This window comes from Pseudoxanthomonas sp. Root630, from assembly GCF_001427585.1.
Lineage (GTDB): Bacteria > Pseudomonadota > Gammaproteobacteria > Xanthomonadales > Xanthomonadaceae > Pseudoxanthomonas_A.
On record NZ_LMGY01000015.1, the window covers coordinates 341,628 to 356,029 of the forward strand.

At 68.7% G+C, this 14,402-nt stretch carries 10 protein-coding genes and 1 pseudogene; 4 read left to right on the top strand and 7 right to left on the bottom strand.

The window, feature by feature from the left end; genetic code table 11:
* Nucleotides 1–661: 661 nt before the first annotated feature.
* Nucleotides 662–3,448 (bottom strand): pitrilysin family protein, encoded by a 2,787-nt coding sequence (locus tag ASD72_RS11780; protein ID WP_056880134.1) that lies wholly within the window; start codon nucleotides 3,446–3,448, stop codon nucleotides 662–664.
* Between the two features lie 103 nt (nucleotides 3,449–3,551).
* Between ASD72_RS11780 and ASD72_RS11785 the strand changes: the two genes are divergently transcribed.
* Nucleotides 3,552–4,259 carry a pseudouridine synthase gene (locus ASD72_RS11785; protein WP_056880242.1) on the top strand — a complete coding sequence of 236 codons (708 nt, stop codon included), beginning with the start codon at nucleotides 3,552–3,554 and terminating at the stop codon, nucleotides 4,257–4,259.
* A 140-nt stretch (nucleotides 4,260–4,399) separates the two neighbouring features.
* Here ASD72_RS11785 and ASD72_RS11790 read toward each other — a convergent pair whose 3' ends face one another.
* The 3 genes from ASD72_RS11790 to ASD72_RS11800 all read right to left on the bottom strand — a co-directional run bounded on the left by ASD72_RS11790 (nucleotide 4,400) and on the right by ASD72_RS11800 (nucleotide 7,534).
* Nucleotides 4,400–4,792 carry an MAPEG family protein gene (locus ASD72_RS11790; RefSeq protein ID WP_056880135.1) on the bottom strand — a complete coding sequence of 131 codons (393 nt, stop codon included), beginning with the start codon at nucleotides 4,790–4,792 and terminating at the stop codon, nucleotides 4,400–4,402.
* A 302-nt stretch (nucleotides 4,793–5,094) separates the two neighbouring features.
* The gene (locus ASD72_RS11795; protein WP_056880136.1) at nucleotides 5,095–6,798 is read right to left on the bottom strand and encodes a M28 family metallopeptidase; all 1,704 of its coding nucleotides are present in this window, start codon (nucleotides 6,796–6,798) and stop codon (nucleotides 5,095–5,097) included.
* A gap of 79 nt (nucleotides 6,799–6,877) precedes the next feature.
* Complete coding sequence (locus tag ASD72_RS11800) at nucleotides 6,878–7,534, bottom strand: hypothetical protein (RefSeq protein WP_200948888.1); 657 nt, start codon at nucleotides 7,532–7,534, stop codon at nucleotides 6,878–6,880.
* A gap of 159 nt (nucleotides 7,535–7,693) precedes the next feature.
* Here ASD72_RS11800 and gpmI point away from each other — a divergent pair, with 159 nt between their 5' ends.
* From gpmI to ASD72_RS11815, 3 genes and pseudogenes are all read left to right on the top strand, one after another.
* Nucleotides 7,694–9,220, top strand: a complete 1,527-nt coding sequence (gpmI, locus tag ASD72_RS11805; RefSeq protein WP_056880243.1) for a 2,3-bisphosphoglycerate-independent phosphoglycerate mutase — start codon at nucleotides 7,694–7,696, stop codon at nucleotides 9,218–9,220.
* The gene (locus tag ASD72_RS11810; RefSeq protein WP_056880138.1) at nucleotides 9,220–10,476 is read left to right on the top strand and encodes a peptidoglycan DD-metalloendopeptidase family protein; all 1,257 of its coding nucleotides are present in this window, start codon (nucleotides 9,220–9,222) and stop codon (nucleotides 10,474–10,476) included. The genes gpmI and ASD72_RS11810 overlap by 1 nt, the downstream gene beginning before the upstream one ends.
* A gap of 115 nt (nucleotides 10,477–10,591) precedes the next feature.
* A pseudogene (locus ASD72_RS11815) lies at nucleotides 10,592–11,935 on the top strand (S41 family peptidase); the annotation flags it as partial.
* A 13-nt stretch (nucleotides 11,936–11,948) separates the two neighbouring features.
* Here ASD72_RS11815 and ASD72_RS11820 read toward each other — a convergent pair.
* From ASD72_RS11820 to ASD72_RS11830, 3 genes are all read right to left on the bottom strand, one after another.
* Nucleotides 11,949–13,214: a cation:proton antiporter gene (locus ASD72_RS11820; RefSeq protein ID WP_056880244.1), complete on the bottom strand. Its 1,266-nt coding sequence runs from the start codon at nucleotides 13,212–13,214 to the stop codon at nucleotides 11,949–11,951.
* 94 nt (nucleotides 13,215–13,308) lie between these two features.
* Nucleotides 13,309–13,629, bottom strand: coding sequence for a DUF1820 family protein (locus ASD72_RS11825; RefSeq protein WP_056880139.1), 321 nt, complete (start codon nucleotides 13,627–13,629; stop codon nucleotides 13,309–13,311).
* A 24-nt stretch (nucleotides 13,630–13,653) separates the two neighbouring features.
* A complete protein-coding gene (locus ASD72_RS11830; protein WP_056880140.1) occupies nucleotides 13,654–14,346 on the bottom strand; it encodes a rhomboid family intramembrane serine protease in 693 nt (230 codons plus the stop codon).
* Between the last annotated feature and the right edge of the window lie 56 nt (nucleotides 14,347–14,402).

Sequence of the window (14,402 nt, forward strand, 5' to 3'; positions counted from 1 at the left end):
CCTCTCCGTTCGCCCCTCACCCGCCTTCGGCACCCTCTCCCCGTTGCACGGGGAGAGGGAAGCGGTCTCCGGCTTCTTGAATCGAGATGGGGCAGATCGGACACGGAACCATGATCGATGCATCGGCCAGGCGCGGGCCGACGTTTCCTTCTCCCCGCTCGCGGGGAGAAGGTGCCCGAAGGGCGGATGAGGGGCAGGCGTGATACCGATACACCGCTGAAGCATTCGCATCTGGCGACATTGCGATAGGAAGGAAGATCGCCTCTCCGTTCGCCCCTCACCCGCCTTCGGCACCCTCTCCCCGTTGCACGGGGAGAGGGGAGCGATCACCGGCTTCTCGAATCGAGATGGGGCAGATCGGACAGGGAACCATGATCAATGCATCGGCCCGGCGCGGGCCGGCGTTTCCTTCTCCCCGCCCGCGGAGAGAAGGTGCCCGAAGGGCGGATGAGGGGCAGGCGTGATACCGATACACCGCTGAAGCATTCGCATCTGGCGACATTGCGGTAGGAAGGAGGGTCGCCTTTCCGTTCGCCCCTCACCCGCCTTCGGCACCCTCTCCCCGTTGCACGGGGAGAGGGGAGCGGTCACCGGGTCTTTCATGGGGTGCCGGAAACGAAAACGGCCCCTTGCGGGGCCGTTCCGTGTCACGTCATGCGGCTTACTTCGCTGGGGCCGCCGCCGGTGCGGCCGTCGCCTTCTTGGCGAAGTCGCCGGCCAGGAACACGCTCAGCGCGTCCGGCTTGAAGTACGCGCGGATCGCGGCGTTCACCTGGTCCACCGTCAGCGCGGCGTACTTCGCATCCAGGTCGGCGGTGAACTGCATGGTGCGGCCGTAGAACAGCTGGTCGGCCAGCATGCCGGCGACGGTGCCGTCCTCGGCGCGCGCCTGCTGGCGTTCGGTCAGCGTGCCGGCCACGGCGTCCTTCAGTTCCTCGGCGGTGATGCCGTCCTTGACCAGCTTGGCCAGTTCCTCGCGTACCAGCGCTTCCACCTTCGCCATGTTCTCCGGCGCGGCGATGGCCTGGATGCTGAAGCTGCCGGCGTTGTCCTTGCCGGTCAGGCTGTCGTCGGCGCGCACGCCGCTGGAAACGCCGTAGCTCAGGCCTTCCTGCTGGCGGATGCGGTCGCCCAGGCGCGACTTCAGCGCGCCGCCACCGAAGATGCGGTTGGCGACCACCAGCGCCGGGTAATCGGCATCGGTGACCTTCAACGGCAGGTTGTGGCGGGCGAGCAGCACGGCGTTCGGCTTGTCCGGCGTTTCGAAGCGCGCCTGCTTGGCCGCCACGTCGGTGTACTGCGTGGCGATCGAGCCGTAGGGCTTGCCCGAGGTCCAGCCGGCGAACAGCTGTTCCAGCTGCGCACGTACGGCCGCCGGGTCGAAGTCGCCGACGATGGCGATCTCGCCATTGGCGGTGCCGTAGAAGTCGCGATGGAACGCGCGCACGTCGGCCAGCTTCAGCGCCTTCAGCTCGGCCAGCGATTCGTCCAGTGTGCGGGCGTGCAGCGGATGGCCGACCGGCCACGGATCGAAGTACATCGACAGGGCGCGGCCGGCGATGGCGCCGGGCTCGAAGCGCGAAGCCTCCATGCCGGTGACCGCCTGCGTGCGCAGCTGTTCGAACTCGCTGTCCGGGAAGGCCGGATTGCGCAGCACGTCGGCGGCCAGCGCCAGTGCGTCGGCCAGGTGCTCGCGCCGCGTCTGCAGGCCGATGCTCGCGCCCTGCAGGCTGCCGCTCACGCTGCCCTGGGTCTTCAGTTGCTCCAGGCGCTGGTCGATCTGCTCACGCGTCATCGTCTTGCTGCCGCGCATCAGCAGGGCGCCGGCAATACCGGCGGCGCCTTCGCGGCCCTTCAACGCGGCCTCGTCGGCGAAGCGGAAGTTCGCATCGACGATGACCGTGCCGCCGCGGGTCTTCTTCGGTAGCAGCGAGACCTTCAGGCCGTTGCCGAGGGTGAAGGTCTGCGTACGCGCGTCGATGTTCTTCGGCGAGGGATCGAACTGCTCGCCCGCGCTGACCGCCGCGCGCCCGGTGTAACCGTCCACCAGGGTGGCCACCGCCGGTGCGGCGGGGATCTCCACGCGGTCCGGCGTGGGCGTGGGCACGAAGCGGCCCAGCGTGCGGTTGCTGGATTTCAGGTAGGCCGCGGCGACGCGGTTGACGTCGGCGGCGGTGACTTTCTCCACCGCATCGCGGCTGGTGAACAGCAGGCGCCAGTCGCCGGCGGACTGGAACTCCGACAGGCCCATGCCCACCGCGTTGACGTCGGTGAAATAGAGCTCGTAGGCATTGCCGATGCGCTGCTTGGCTTCGTCGACTTCCTGCTGGGTGATCGGGCGCGCAGCGAGCTGTTCGACCTGCTTCAGCAATTCGGCTTCGGCCTTGGCGGAATCGCCATCGTTCGGCACCACGGCGACGACGGTGAGCAGGCCCGGGTCGCGCATGGACTCGCCGTTGGCGCCGGCGGCTGCGGCAAGTTTGGCCTCGACCAGCGACTTGTGCAGGCGGCCGCTGGGGGTGTGGCCCAACACGTTGGCCAGCACGCTCAGCGGGGCGCTGTCGGCATGCGCCAGCGACGGCGTGTGGTAGGCGGCGGCGACCAGTTTCAGGTTGCCGACGCGGCGGACGGTGACTTCGCGCTCGCCATCCTGCGCCGGCTCGCTGGTGTAGAAGCGCGGCAGCACGCGCGCGGGCTTCTTCACCGGGCCGAAGTGGCGCGCCACCCGCGCCAGCACGTCGGCGCTGTCGATGCGACCGGCGACCACCAGGGTGGCGTTGTCCGGCTGGTACCACTGGCGGTAGAAGGCTTGCAGCTTGTCGATCGGCACGCCTTCCACGTCGCTGCGCGCGCCGATGGTGGTGTTGCCGTAGTTGTGCCACAGGAAGGCGGTGGAACGGATGCGCTGGAACAGCACGCCGCCGGGGTTGTTCTCGCCGGCTTCCAGCTCGTTGCGGACCACGGTCATCTCGCTGTCGAGGTCCTTCTTGGCGACGTTCGAGTGGACCATGCGGTCGGCTTCCATCTTCAGCACCCACTCCAGGGTGTCGGTGTTGGCCGGGAAGGAGGCGAAGTAGTTGGTGCGGTCCAGGCCGGTGGTGGCGTTGAAGTCGATGCCGCGCTTCTTCATCTCGCCGCTGATATCCGACTGCGTGGGCGTGCCCTTGAACAGCAGGTGCTCCAGCAGGTGGGCCATGCCGGTCTCGCCGTAGTTCTCGTGCACCGAGCCCACGCCGTAGACCAGGTTCACGGTCACGGTGGGCTTGGTGTCGTCGGGGAACAGCAGCACGCGCAGGCCGTTGGACAGCGTGTACTCGCTGATGCCTTCGATGCTGGGGCCGGCGGCGACGCCCTTCGGCAGCGCGGCGGCGGCGTCGGCCCAGGCCGGCTGGCCCAGGGCGAGCGTCACGGCCAGGCCGAGTGCGACAATGAAACGGGGTGACTTCATCCTCAATTCTCCTTCAGGGCCGCGTGCGTCCATCGCGTGCGGCGAACCCCGAGTTTCGCAGATTTGGAAGGCACGCAGATTCATGCATTACGGTGAGACGAAGATGGACGACGGCGCAGTGCCCGTGCTGTACGCGGATGCGCAGATCGCGGTGGTCAACAAACCCGCGGGCGTGATGGCGCACGACAGCAAGCTCGCGGGCGGCGAGACGGACTTCGTCGCCGACCGCCTGCGCGTGCAGTTCGGCAAGCCGATCTTCCTGATCCACCGGCTCGACCGTGCCACCAGCGGCTGCCTGCTGGTGGCGTTCGACCGGGAGAGCGCCTCGACGCTGGGCAAGGTGCTGATGTCGCGCGAAGTGGACAAGGACTACCTGGCCGTCTGCCGCGGCTGGCCGGAGCCGGATTTCACCGTCGACCACCCGTTGGATGGTGGCCCGGGCAAGCCGGAGAAGAAGCCGTCGGTGACGCGCTTCGTGCGCCTGGCGACGGGCGAGCTGCCGTTGCCGTCGGGCGGCTTCGAGACCTCGCGCTACGCCATGTTGCGGTGCCAGCCGGAGACCGGCCGCTTCCGCCAGATCCGCCGGCACCTGAAGCACGCGTTCCATCACCTGATCGGCGACACCAGCCATGGTGATGGCCGCCACAACCGCAACTTCCGCATGCAGGGCGTGCACCGCATGCTGCTGCACGCGGTGCGGTTGTCGTTCCCGCATCCGTTGACCGGTGAGCGCGTCGAGGCGGTGGCGCCGCTGGATGCGGAGTTCCGCAAGGCGTTCGCGCTGTTCGGGTGGGAAGAAGACCTGCGGTAGTTGTGCAGAGGTCGGTTGTGGCTGTGGGTTCTGTTGTGGGAGCGACGTCAGTCGCGATGAAGCATTACCGGCGACCCATCGCGACTTACGTCGCTCCCACATCTACATCCATATCCACATCCACATCTGGACGGGCGGCGTCAGCCGATGCGCAGCACCGCCAGCACGATCAGCGCCACCGCGCACAGCATGCCCAGCAGCCAGACGAAGCTGCGCAGCGAATGCTTGTCGGCCAGGTAGAACACGCCGTGCAGGACGCGCGCGGCCACGAAGCCCAACGCCAGCGGCGTGATGGTGTCCGTGGGCACGCCGGCCAGCTGCGCCATCAGCACGCCGGCGACGAACGCAGGGAAGGCCTCGAAGCCGTTGAGGTGCGCGGCGTTGGCGCGCTGCACCTTGTAGTTGCCTTCCTGCTTGGCGACCCAGCCGCGCGGATTGCGGTTGTTGTAGCGCTCGCCCGACCGCTTGGCGATGAAGACCCACAGGTACGGCAGCAGCGCGGTGACCAGAATGCACCAGTAAGCGATCGACATGACGTTTCCCTCCGAGGATGCGGCAGGGTAGTGCGCGGAGTCGGTTGGCGTCCATGGGAAGTTTCCCTCTCTCCGCGCAGCGGGGAGAGGGTGCCGAAGGCGGGTGAGGGGCGAGCGGAGGCATGATCTGAGAGTTGCGCGTTTGGATTGCCGCGTTCGACGACCGTCGGAGAGACATCGCGCGGCACATTATCGTGCGCGCCCCTCATCCGCCCTCCGGGCACCTTCTCCCCGCATGCGGGGAGAAGCAACAAAAAACGGCGCCTCGCGGCGCCGTCTTCGACTCGCAGGAACCGCGCGGCTTACTTCGCCGCCGGGGCCGCCGGACGCATCTTGTCGCGGGCGGCTTTGAAGGGGTTGCCTTCGTACCAGTTCGGCCAGGTGTCGGCCACGGCCAGGTCCTTGCCGACGCCGTACAGCGCCTGCAGGTCCTGCACCACGCCGTCCAGCTTCCAGCCTTCGTGCATCTCGTCGCTGGCCTGGTGGTAGCGCTTGGCGTACTCCTCGCTCGCCGCCTTGCCGGCCTCGACGCCGCCTTCCAGCAGGTCGTTGCCGCCCTTGGCGTACAGCGCCGGCACGCCGGCCTTGGCGAAGTTGAAGTGGTCGCTGCGGAAGTAATAGCCGCCGGCCGGGTTGCCTTCCTCGGTGAGCACGCGGCCCTGCTGGTCGGCGTAGATCTTCAGCATGTCCTCCAGTTCGGAATTGCCCTTGCCGGTGACGACGAAGTCGCGCGACTTGCCGCCCACGCTCATCGCATCGAGGTTGATCACGCCGGCGATCTTCTCCAGCGGGAAGGTCGGGTGCGCGACGTAGTACTTGGAACCCAGCAGGCCGGATTCTTCCAGCGTCACCGCCACGAACACCACCGAACGCGCCGGCTTGGGGTCCTGATGGGCGAACGCCTCGGCGATCTCCAGGATGCCGGCCACGCCGGTCGCGTTGTCGACCGCACCGTTGTAGATGTTGTCGCCTTCCTCACCCTCGTGCTTGCCCAGGTGGTCCCAGTGCGCCATGTACAGCACGGCTTCGTCGGGCTTGCTGCTGCCCGGCAGTACGCCGATGACGTTGCGCGAGGTCTTCTCGGTGATGCTGCTGGTCAGCGTGGCCGTGGCCTTGGCCTTCAGCGACACCGGCTTGAAGCCACGCTTGCCGGCGCTGGCGTAGGCCGCATCGAGGTCGAGGCCCGCGTCGGCGAACAGCTGCTTCGCGGCGTCGGCGCTCAGCCAGCCCTGCAACGGGATGCGCTTCTCCGGATCATCCTTCGCCGGCAGGTCGTACTGCGGGCCGGCCCAGGAGTTCTTCACCACGTCCCAACCGTAGCTGGCACCGGCGGTGTCGTGCACGATCAGTGCGGCAGCGGCGCCCTTGCGTGCGGCTTCCTCGAACTTGTACGTCCAGCGGCCGTAGTAGGTCATGCGGTTGCCGCCGAACAGCGTCTCATCCTTGCTGTGGAAGCCCGGGTCGTTGACGAACATCACCACGGTCTTGCCGGTCCAGTCCTGGCCGGCGTAGTCGTTCCACTTCTGCTCCGGCGCGTCGACGCCGTAACCGACGAAGACCAGGTCGCTGGCATCCAGCTTCACTTCGGTCTGGCCGGTACGGGTGCCGATCACGAAGTCGGTGCCGAACTTCAGCGCGTGCTCGCCCTTGGCGGTGGCCAGGGTCAGCGTGGTGGCCGCTTCATTGGCGGTGGTTTCCACCATCGGCACGTCCTGGAAGTAGCTGCCGTTGTTGCCCGGCTGCAGGCCGATGCGCTTCATCTGCGCTTCGAGGTAGGCGACGGTCTTCTCTTCGCCGACCGAGCCCGGGCCGCGGCCTTCGAACTCGTCCGAGGACAGGGTCTTCACCAGGTCGGAGAAATCGCCCTCGGTGATGTCGGCGGTGAAGGCGTGCGCCGCGGCGGGCGGGGTGGCGGCCTCGGGCGCGGGCGCCGGGGCTTCGGATTCGCGCTTGCACGCGGCCAGTGCGGCCGTGGCGGCAAGCACCAGCATCAACTTGCGGGACATCGGGATTCCTCAACGAAAGGAATCCCGATTCTAGCCTCATGGCCGCGGGCCGGCCTGTGCCGTGCCCCGCGGTTCGCGCTTACTCGGCCGGCGCGGTGTCGGTGCTGAACGGCTTGGCGGTCGCGCCGGTCACCGCACCGATCTTGGCGCTGGTGTGCACGTACAGCGTGACCGGGCGTTCGAACACCAGCGGGCCGTCGACGATGGCGTTGGGGCCGATGATGACGCGCGGGTCGCGCTTGACGTTCAGGCGGAAGCCCTGCGGCTTCTCCACCTTGATGCCGCCCTTCACGTGCGAGCCGACGCCGACGGTGATGTCGCCGTTGACGGTTTCGATGCCGCCGGCCAGCTGGGTGGCGACCAGCCCGATCGCGCCGTTGACGGTTTCGATGCGGCCGCCGACAGTGGTGCCGCGATCGGTGAAGATGCTGCCGTTGACGGTTTCCACGTCCTTGCGGACCTGGACGTCCTTGCCGACGCGGATCGAGCCGTTGACGGTTTCCAGCGAATCCACGCGCGCCTTGTCGCCCACGTTGATGCTGCCGTTGACGGTGCTGGCGTCTTCGGCGGTGGCGCCGTCGGCCACGCGGATGGAACCGTTGACGGTATCGAGGTCGCCATAGGCCTGGCCGGCCTCGGCGGTGATGCTGCCGTTGACCTTGGAAATTTCCTGTTGGGCCAGCGCGGGCGTGGCGGCCAGGGCCAGGGTCAGCAGCAGGGCGGTGCGGGGACGGATCATGGGTTGCCTCTCGGGTGGTCTCGTATCGGTCTGATGCACCGGCGCGCCCGGGGGTTTAAACGCCGCCGCGCCGGAGTGGATGGCACCACGCTTCGCTACAATCGTCACCTGCCTGAAGTCACTGGAACGTCCCCCGTGTCCGCATCTGCCCCGTCCGTGAAACGCCCCAAGCCCGTCGTGCTGCTGATCCTGGATGGCTGGGGGCACCGTGAGGACCCCACCGACAACGCGCTGGCACAGGCCGAGCTGCCGAACTGGCGCCGCCTGCTGGCCACTGCGCCGCATACGCTGATCCACACCGAAGGCCGCCATGTCGGCCTGCCGGACGGGCAGATGGGCAATTCGGAAGTGGGCCACATGAACCTGGGTGCGGGCCGCATCGTCTACCAGGACCTGACCCGCATCGACGCCGCCATCGAGGATGGCAGCTTCTTCGCCAACGCCGAGCTGGTCGCCGCGTGCGAGGCCGCCAAGGCCGACGGCAAGACCTTGCACGTGTTCGGCCTGCTGTCGCCGGGCGGCGTGCACAGCCATGAACTGCACATCTTCGCGATGCTCGAGCTGGCCAAGCGCCAGGGCGTGCCGCGGGTCGCGGTGCACGCCTTCCTCGACGGCCGCGACACGCCGCCGAAGTCGGCCGAGCCCAGCCTGCGTGCGCTCCAGGACCTGTGCACGAAGCTCGGCAATGCGCACATCGCCTCGGTCAGCGGCCGCTATTACGCGATGGACCGCGACAAGCGCTGGGACCGCGTGCGGCTGGCGTGGGATGCGATGGTCGATGCGAAGAGCGAGCACCATGCCCCCAGCGGCGTAGCGGCACTGGAAGCCGCCTATGCGCGCGGCGAGAACGACGAGTTCGTGCTGCCCACCGTCATCGACGGCGCAACGCCGATGGCCGATGGCGATGCGGTGGTGTTCATGAATTTCCGCGCCGACCGCGCGCGCCAGTTGACTGCGGCGTTCGTGTCGCCGGCGTTCGACGGCTTCGAGCGGCGCGTGCCGGCACTGGCGCGTTACGTCTGCCTGACCGAGTACGACGCCAAGCTGCCGGCGCCGGTGGCATTCGCGCCGGACGACCTGCGCGAGACCTTCGGCGAGCTGCTGGCCGAGCACGGCCTCACCCAGCTGCGCATCGCCGAGACCGAAAAGTACGCGCACGTGACGTTCTTCTTCAGCGGCGGCCGCGAGGATGTGTTCGACGGCGAGGAGCGCATCCTGGTGCCGAGCCCGAAGGTCGCGACCTACGACCTGCAGCCGGAAATGAGCTGCCCCGAACTGACCGAGAAACTGGTGGCGGCGATCGGCTCGGGCCGTTTCGACGCGATCATCTGCAACATCGCCAATCCCGACATGGTCGGCCACAGCGGCGACCTGCAGGCCGCGATCCTGGCGGCGCAGGCGGTGGACAAGGCGATCGGCGAGGTCGATGCCGCGGTGCGCGCCGCGGGCGGCGCGATGATCATCACCGCCGACCACGGCAACCTGGAGATGATGCGCGACCCCGCCACGGGGCAGCCGCATACCGCGCACACCGTGGGCCCGGTGCCGCTGGTCTACGTCGGCGAACGCGCGGCCACGCTGCGCAGCGGCGGCGCCTTGTGCGACGTGGCGCCGACATTGCTCGCCCTGCTGGGGCTGCCGCAACCGGCCGACATGAGCGGCCGCAGCCTGATCGCCGGCTGATGGCGCAACCTTGGCGCATCGCGCTGTCTACCGCCGTGCTGGCGGTGGTCGCGGCGGCGTCCGCGCCGGCGCAGACCTCGCGCGAGACCGAGCGCAAGCTCGAGCGCGTGCGCAGCGAGTTGAAATCGATCGCGCAGGAACGCCGCAAGCTGGAAGGCGAACGTGGTGCGGCCTCGCGCCAGTTGCGCGACGCCGATGAAAAGGTCGGCCGCACGTCCCGCTCGCTGGCCGACACCGAAGCCGCGATGCGCAAGGAAGCCGCCGCCCTGGCCGAGTTGCAACAGCGGCGCGACACGCTGACGGCGCAACGCGACCGCCAGCGCGGGCAGCTGACCGACCTGGTCCGCGCGGCCTACCAGCAGGGCGAAGATGCGCCGTTGAAGGTGCTGCTGTCGCAGGATCGCGTGGCCGACGCCAACCGCCTGTTGGCCTACCACCGCTACGTGCAGCGCGACCAGACGCGCCGGATCGATACGCTGACCACCGACCTGGCATCGCTCGACGAAGTGGAGCGCGAGATCGCCGCACGCAGCACAGAGTTGGAAGCTGCGCGTGCCCGGCAACGCGGCGAAGTCGCGCAGCTGGAGAAGGATCGCAAGACCCGCGCGAGCCTGGTCGCCGACCTCGACGAGCGCTACCAGGACCGTGCGGCGAAGGAAAAGGCGCTGGGCCAGGATGCGCGTTCGCTGGAAACGCTGCTGAAGAACCTGCGCGCCGCCGCCGCGCGCGCCGAGGCCGAACGCCGGGCCGCTGCGCGCCGCGCCGCGGCCGAAGCCGCCGCGGCGAAGAAGCGCGAGAACGCCGGCAGCGGCACCCGCACGCCGCGCGACAACACACCCGCACGGCCCGTCGTGGCCTCGGCACCGGCACTGAAGGTCGGCGGACTGGGGTGGCCGGTGTCGGGCAGCCTGCTGGCCCGCTATGGCGGCCGCATGCCGGACGGCCGTACCAGTACCGGCGTGCTGATCGGCGCGCCCGCGGGCACGACGGTGACGGCGGTGGCCGACGGTACCGTGGTGTTTTCGGAATGGATGACGGGCTACGGCCTGATCCTCATCCTCGACCACGGCAACGGCTACATGAGCCTGTACGCACACAACGACAGCCTGCTGAAGGACAGCGGCGACCGGGTGAAGCGCGGCGATGCGGTGGCCCGCGTGGGCACCTCGGGCGGACAGGGCCAGGCGGCGCTGTACTTCGAGCTGCGGCGCAACGGCCAGCCGGTGGATCCGTCCTCGTGGCTGCAGCGGCGATGAACGTCGCTGCCGGCCGTAACCGGGCTTGAACATCCGCCCGGTACGGGTTCACGCATAATCGGGTGAACTTCGCGCCCGTCGCGAAGTCCCTTGAAGCCTCTCCCGGAGTTTCCGCATGCTGCAGCGCCTTCCCCTGGCCCTCCTGACCGTTGCCCTGCTCGCGGCGTTGCCCGCGTCGGCGCAGCAGCAGGCGCCGCAGGCGGACGGGCCGCCCGTGGTCGCACCCAGCGATGATCCGGATGCGGCCGAGAACGCCCCGTCGAAGGTGCCGCTGGACGAGATCCGCCGCTACGTCGCCGTGTTCAATGCGGTGAAAGAAGCGTACGTGGAGCCGGTGGAGGACAAGAAGCTGATGCAGTCGGCCATCCGTGGCCTGCTGCTCGACCTGGATCCGCACAGCACCTATTTCGACAAACAGGATTCCGACGCTTTCGACGAGCAGGCCAGCGGCGCCTACGAAGGCATCGGCGTGGAACTGCAGCAGCAGGCCGACCGCACCCTGCTGGTGGTGTCGCCGATCGACGACACACCGGCGGCGAAGGCCGGCATCAAGTCCGGCGACGTCATCACCGCCATCGACGGCAAGCCGATCAGCGCCGACGACGGCATGGAGCCGCTGCGTGGCGCGCCCGGCAGCAAGATCACCCTGACCATCGTCCGCGAAGGCACGCCCAAGCCATTCGACGTCACCCTGGTTCGCGACACCATCCGCGTGACCAGCGTGCGCGGCAGGCTGCTCGAACCCGGCTACGGCTACGTGCGCATCAGCGCGTTCCAGACCGACACCGCCGCCGATTTCCAGAAGCAGCTGGACACGCTGCAGGCGAAGGGCCCGCTGCGCGGGCTGGTGCTCGACCTGCGCAGCAATCCCGGCGGCTTGCTGCTCGCCGCCGTGCAGGTGGCGGACGAACTGCTGGAGAAGGGCAACATCGTCAGCACCCGCGGGCGGTTGTCGATCAGCGATTCCAAGTTCGACGCCACGCCGGGCGACCGTCTCTCCGGCGCGCCGGTCGTGGTGCTGGTGGATGCGGGTTCGGCCAGCGCCTCGGAAGTGCTCGCCGGCGCGTTGCGCGACAACGACCGCGCACGCGTGGTGGGTAGCCGCACGTTCGGCAAGGGCTCGGTGCAGACCGTGCTGCCGCTCGACAACGGCGATTCGGTCAAGCTGACCACCGCGCGCTACTACACGCCCAGCGGCAAGTCGATCCAGGCCAGCGGCATCGTCCCCGACGTGGTGGTCAAGCCGGAGGGCAGCGCGCCCGATGCCATCGTCGGCCAGGATGGCCAGCTCTACATCACCGAGGCGACGTTGCCGGGCCACCTGCGCGGCGACGACGAAGGCCAGGCCGGTTACCTGCCGGGCGATGTGCTCGATGGCGAGGCCCCGATCAAGGCGGCCCTGGTGGAACTGAAGAAGATCGCCGTCACCGCGCGCGCGAAGCCCGCGGCCGCCGCGCGCTGACCGGCCGTTATCAGCCGGGCGATGCGCCCGGTGCGGGCGCGGCCGGCGCCCGGCGGTCGCGCATGATCCGGTTGAACAGCGGCGTGGCCATCAACGTGGTCAGGATCGCCATGATCACCAGGATGGTGAACAGGCCCGGCTTGATGATGCCCGCCTGCAGGCCGATGTTGATGATGATGAGTTCCATCAGGCCGCGCGCGTTCATCAGCGCGCCGATCGCCTTCGCATCGCGCGGCGATTCGCCCGACAGGCGCGCCGCAGCCCAGCACGCGATCGCCTTGCCGCCGAACGAGGCGAGCAGGATCGCGATCGCCGGCACCAGGATGGCGGGATCGAGCAGCACGGAGAGCTGGGTCTTCAAACCGGAATAGGTGAAGAACAGCGGCAGCAGGACCACCACCACCATGCCCTGCAGGCGCTCGCGCAGGCGCTCGGTCAGCGCGCCGCGCGGCAGGCAGATGCCGAGGATGAAGCCGCCGAACACCGCATGGATGCCGATCGCATCCATCGCCCACGCACAAAGGAAGAACGCCGCCATGACCCAGGCGAACACCGGCGTGGGCAGCGGGCCTTCCGCGGGGACCTGCGCGGCCAGGGGCGCGAGCAGCCGGCGCCCGGCCAGCAGCATGAAGGCCACGTAGGCGATACCGCCGCCGATCGCCAGCCACGCCTGGTTCCAACTGCCGCCGAAGCTCGCCAGCACGATCGCCAGGATGCACCAGGCGGCCGCGTCGTCCATCGCGCCGGCGGTGAGCGCCAGCGTGCCCAGCGGCGTGCCGGCCAGGCCGCGCTCGTGGATGATGCGCGCCAGCATCGGGAAGGCGGTGATCGCAATGGCGGCGCCGAGGAAGAGGGCGACTTCGAGGAAGCGCGCCTTGTCGGCGAACAGGCCGGGCACGTGCTGCAGCCACGGCGCCAGCGCGAAGGCCAGCACGAACGGCACCGCGATGCCGGCCCACGACACCGCCATCGCGCTGCGGTAGCGGGTGCGGATGTGGTCGGCCTGGAATTCCGTACCGACCAGGAACATGTACATGCCCACGCCCACCTGGCCGCCGACGTACAGCATGTCCAGGGTGTCCTTCGGGAACAGGGCCGCCTGCGCGTCCGGCAGCACCGCGCCGAACAACGATGGGCCGAGCATCACGCCGGCGATCATTTCGCCGACCACCTGCGGCTGGCCGATGCGCTGGGCGAGTTTTCCGACCAGGCGGCACGCCAGGATGATCAGGCCCGCCTGCAGGAAGAAGTAGACCGACAATTGTGAGGTGGACATCCGGGCGCCCTGTGCGTGACGCGCCATCATAGAGGCGATCGCGCGCGTGCACGCGGGGGGAAACCGGACGCCGGCATGTACCGGCGGGGGCGGCTCAGCGCGGCTTGGCGGGCATCGGGAACGGCGTCACGACCTTCTCGCCGGTCGCCGCATCGCGGATGGCGGACTGGCCCTTCCGCTCCACTTCCTCCACCCGGATGATGCTCTGCATCGGCAGGTGCAGCACGCGCGTGCCGCCGAACTCGTCGCGCAGGCGCTCTTCGGTGGGGTCGACCACCAGGCCCTCGTGGAAGTCGAACACGAGTTCCGAGACTTCGGTGAACCCCCACAGCCCACTGGCCGCCACCTTGCGTGCGTACAGCTCGTAGACCTTGGTGTGGTTGTGGAAGGTGACTTTGTAGAGCGTGGTCTTCATGGCGCCGATTATAGGCGCCGCCGCTCAGTAACCCTGCCGCTTGCGCATGCGCCGGGCGATGGCGGCGCGCACGAACAGCGCGAACACCACGCCGAACAGGAAACCGGCGATATGCGCCGGCCAGGCCACCGTGCCGAAGGTCGGGCCGGTGTAGGCGAACACCACCTGCAGCAGCGCCCATACGCCGATCAACACGGAGGCGGGCGCCTTCACGACTTCCATGAACAATCCCAGCGGCAGTACCACGCCCAGCTGTGCGGTCGGGAACAACGCCAGGTAGGCGCCGATCACCGCGGAGACGGCCCCGCTGGCACCGATCACCACCCGGTCCGGCGCGTCGATGCTGAGCACGGCGGCCACGTTGGCCACGGCGCCGCCGACCAGGAACAGCAGCAGGAACCGCCAGGGGCCCATGGCCCTCTCGGCAGGCAGGCCGAAGATCAGCAGGAAGACCAGGTTGCCCACCAGATGGGCCCAGTCGGCATGCAGGAACAACGCCGTGAACAGCCGCAGCACCGTGCCGCGCTGCAGCGACGCCAGCCAGACCTCGGGCGCCACCATTCCCCCGGTCAGGGCGCCCCATTCGCTGAGCAGATCGCTCTGCGCGACGCCACCCAGCGAGCGCGCCCACAGGAACGCGGCCAGCAGGACGATGGCCAGCGCGGGCGTGGCCCAGCGAAGCGATGGTTTCTGGCGGGAGGGAATGGACACGAACATGCGCGGGCACTGTACCGGCTACCCCTTCCGCTGCCCATGGTGCGACGCAACGAAAC

Coding starts and splice junctions, on each gene's coding strand:
- ASD72_RS11780 (WP_056880134.1), bottom strand. CDS start 3,448: ATGAAGTCACCCCGTTTCATTGTCGCACTCGGCCTGGCCGTGACGCTC.
- ASD72_RS11785 (WP_056880242.1), top strand. CDS start 3,552: ATGGACGACGGCGCAGTGCCCGTGCTGTACGCGGATGCGCAGATCGCG.
- ASD72_RS11790 (WP_056880135.1), bottom strand. CDS start 4,792: ATGTCGATCGCTTACTGGTGCATTCTGGTCACCGCGCTGCTGCCGTAC.
- ASD72_RS11795 (WP_056880136.1), bottom strand. CDS start 6,798: ATGTCCCGCAAGTTGATGCTGGTGCTTGCCGCCACGGCCGCACTGGCC.
- ASD72_RS11810 (WP_056880138.1), top strand. CDS start 9,220: ATGGCGCAACCTTGGCGCATCGCGCTGTCTACCGCCGTGCTGGCGGTG.
- ASD72_RS11820 (WP_056880244.1), bottom strand. CDS start 13,214: ATGTCCACCTCACAATTGTCGGTCTACTTCTTCCTGCAGGCGGGCCTG.
- ASD72_RS11825 (WP_056880139.1), bottom strand. CDS start 13,629: ATGAAGACCACGCTCTACAAAGTCACCTTCCACAACCACACCAAGGTC.
- ASD72_RS11830 (WP_056880140.1), bottom strand. CDS start 14,346: ATGTTCGTGTCCATTCCCTCCCGCCAGAAACCATCGCTTCGCTGGGCC.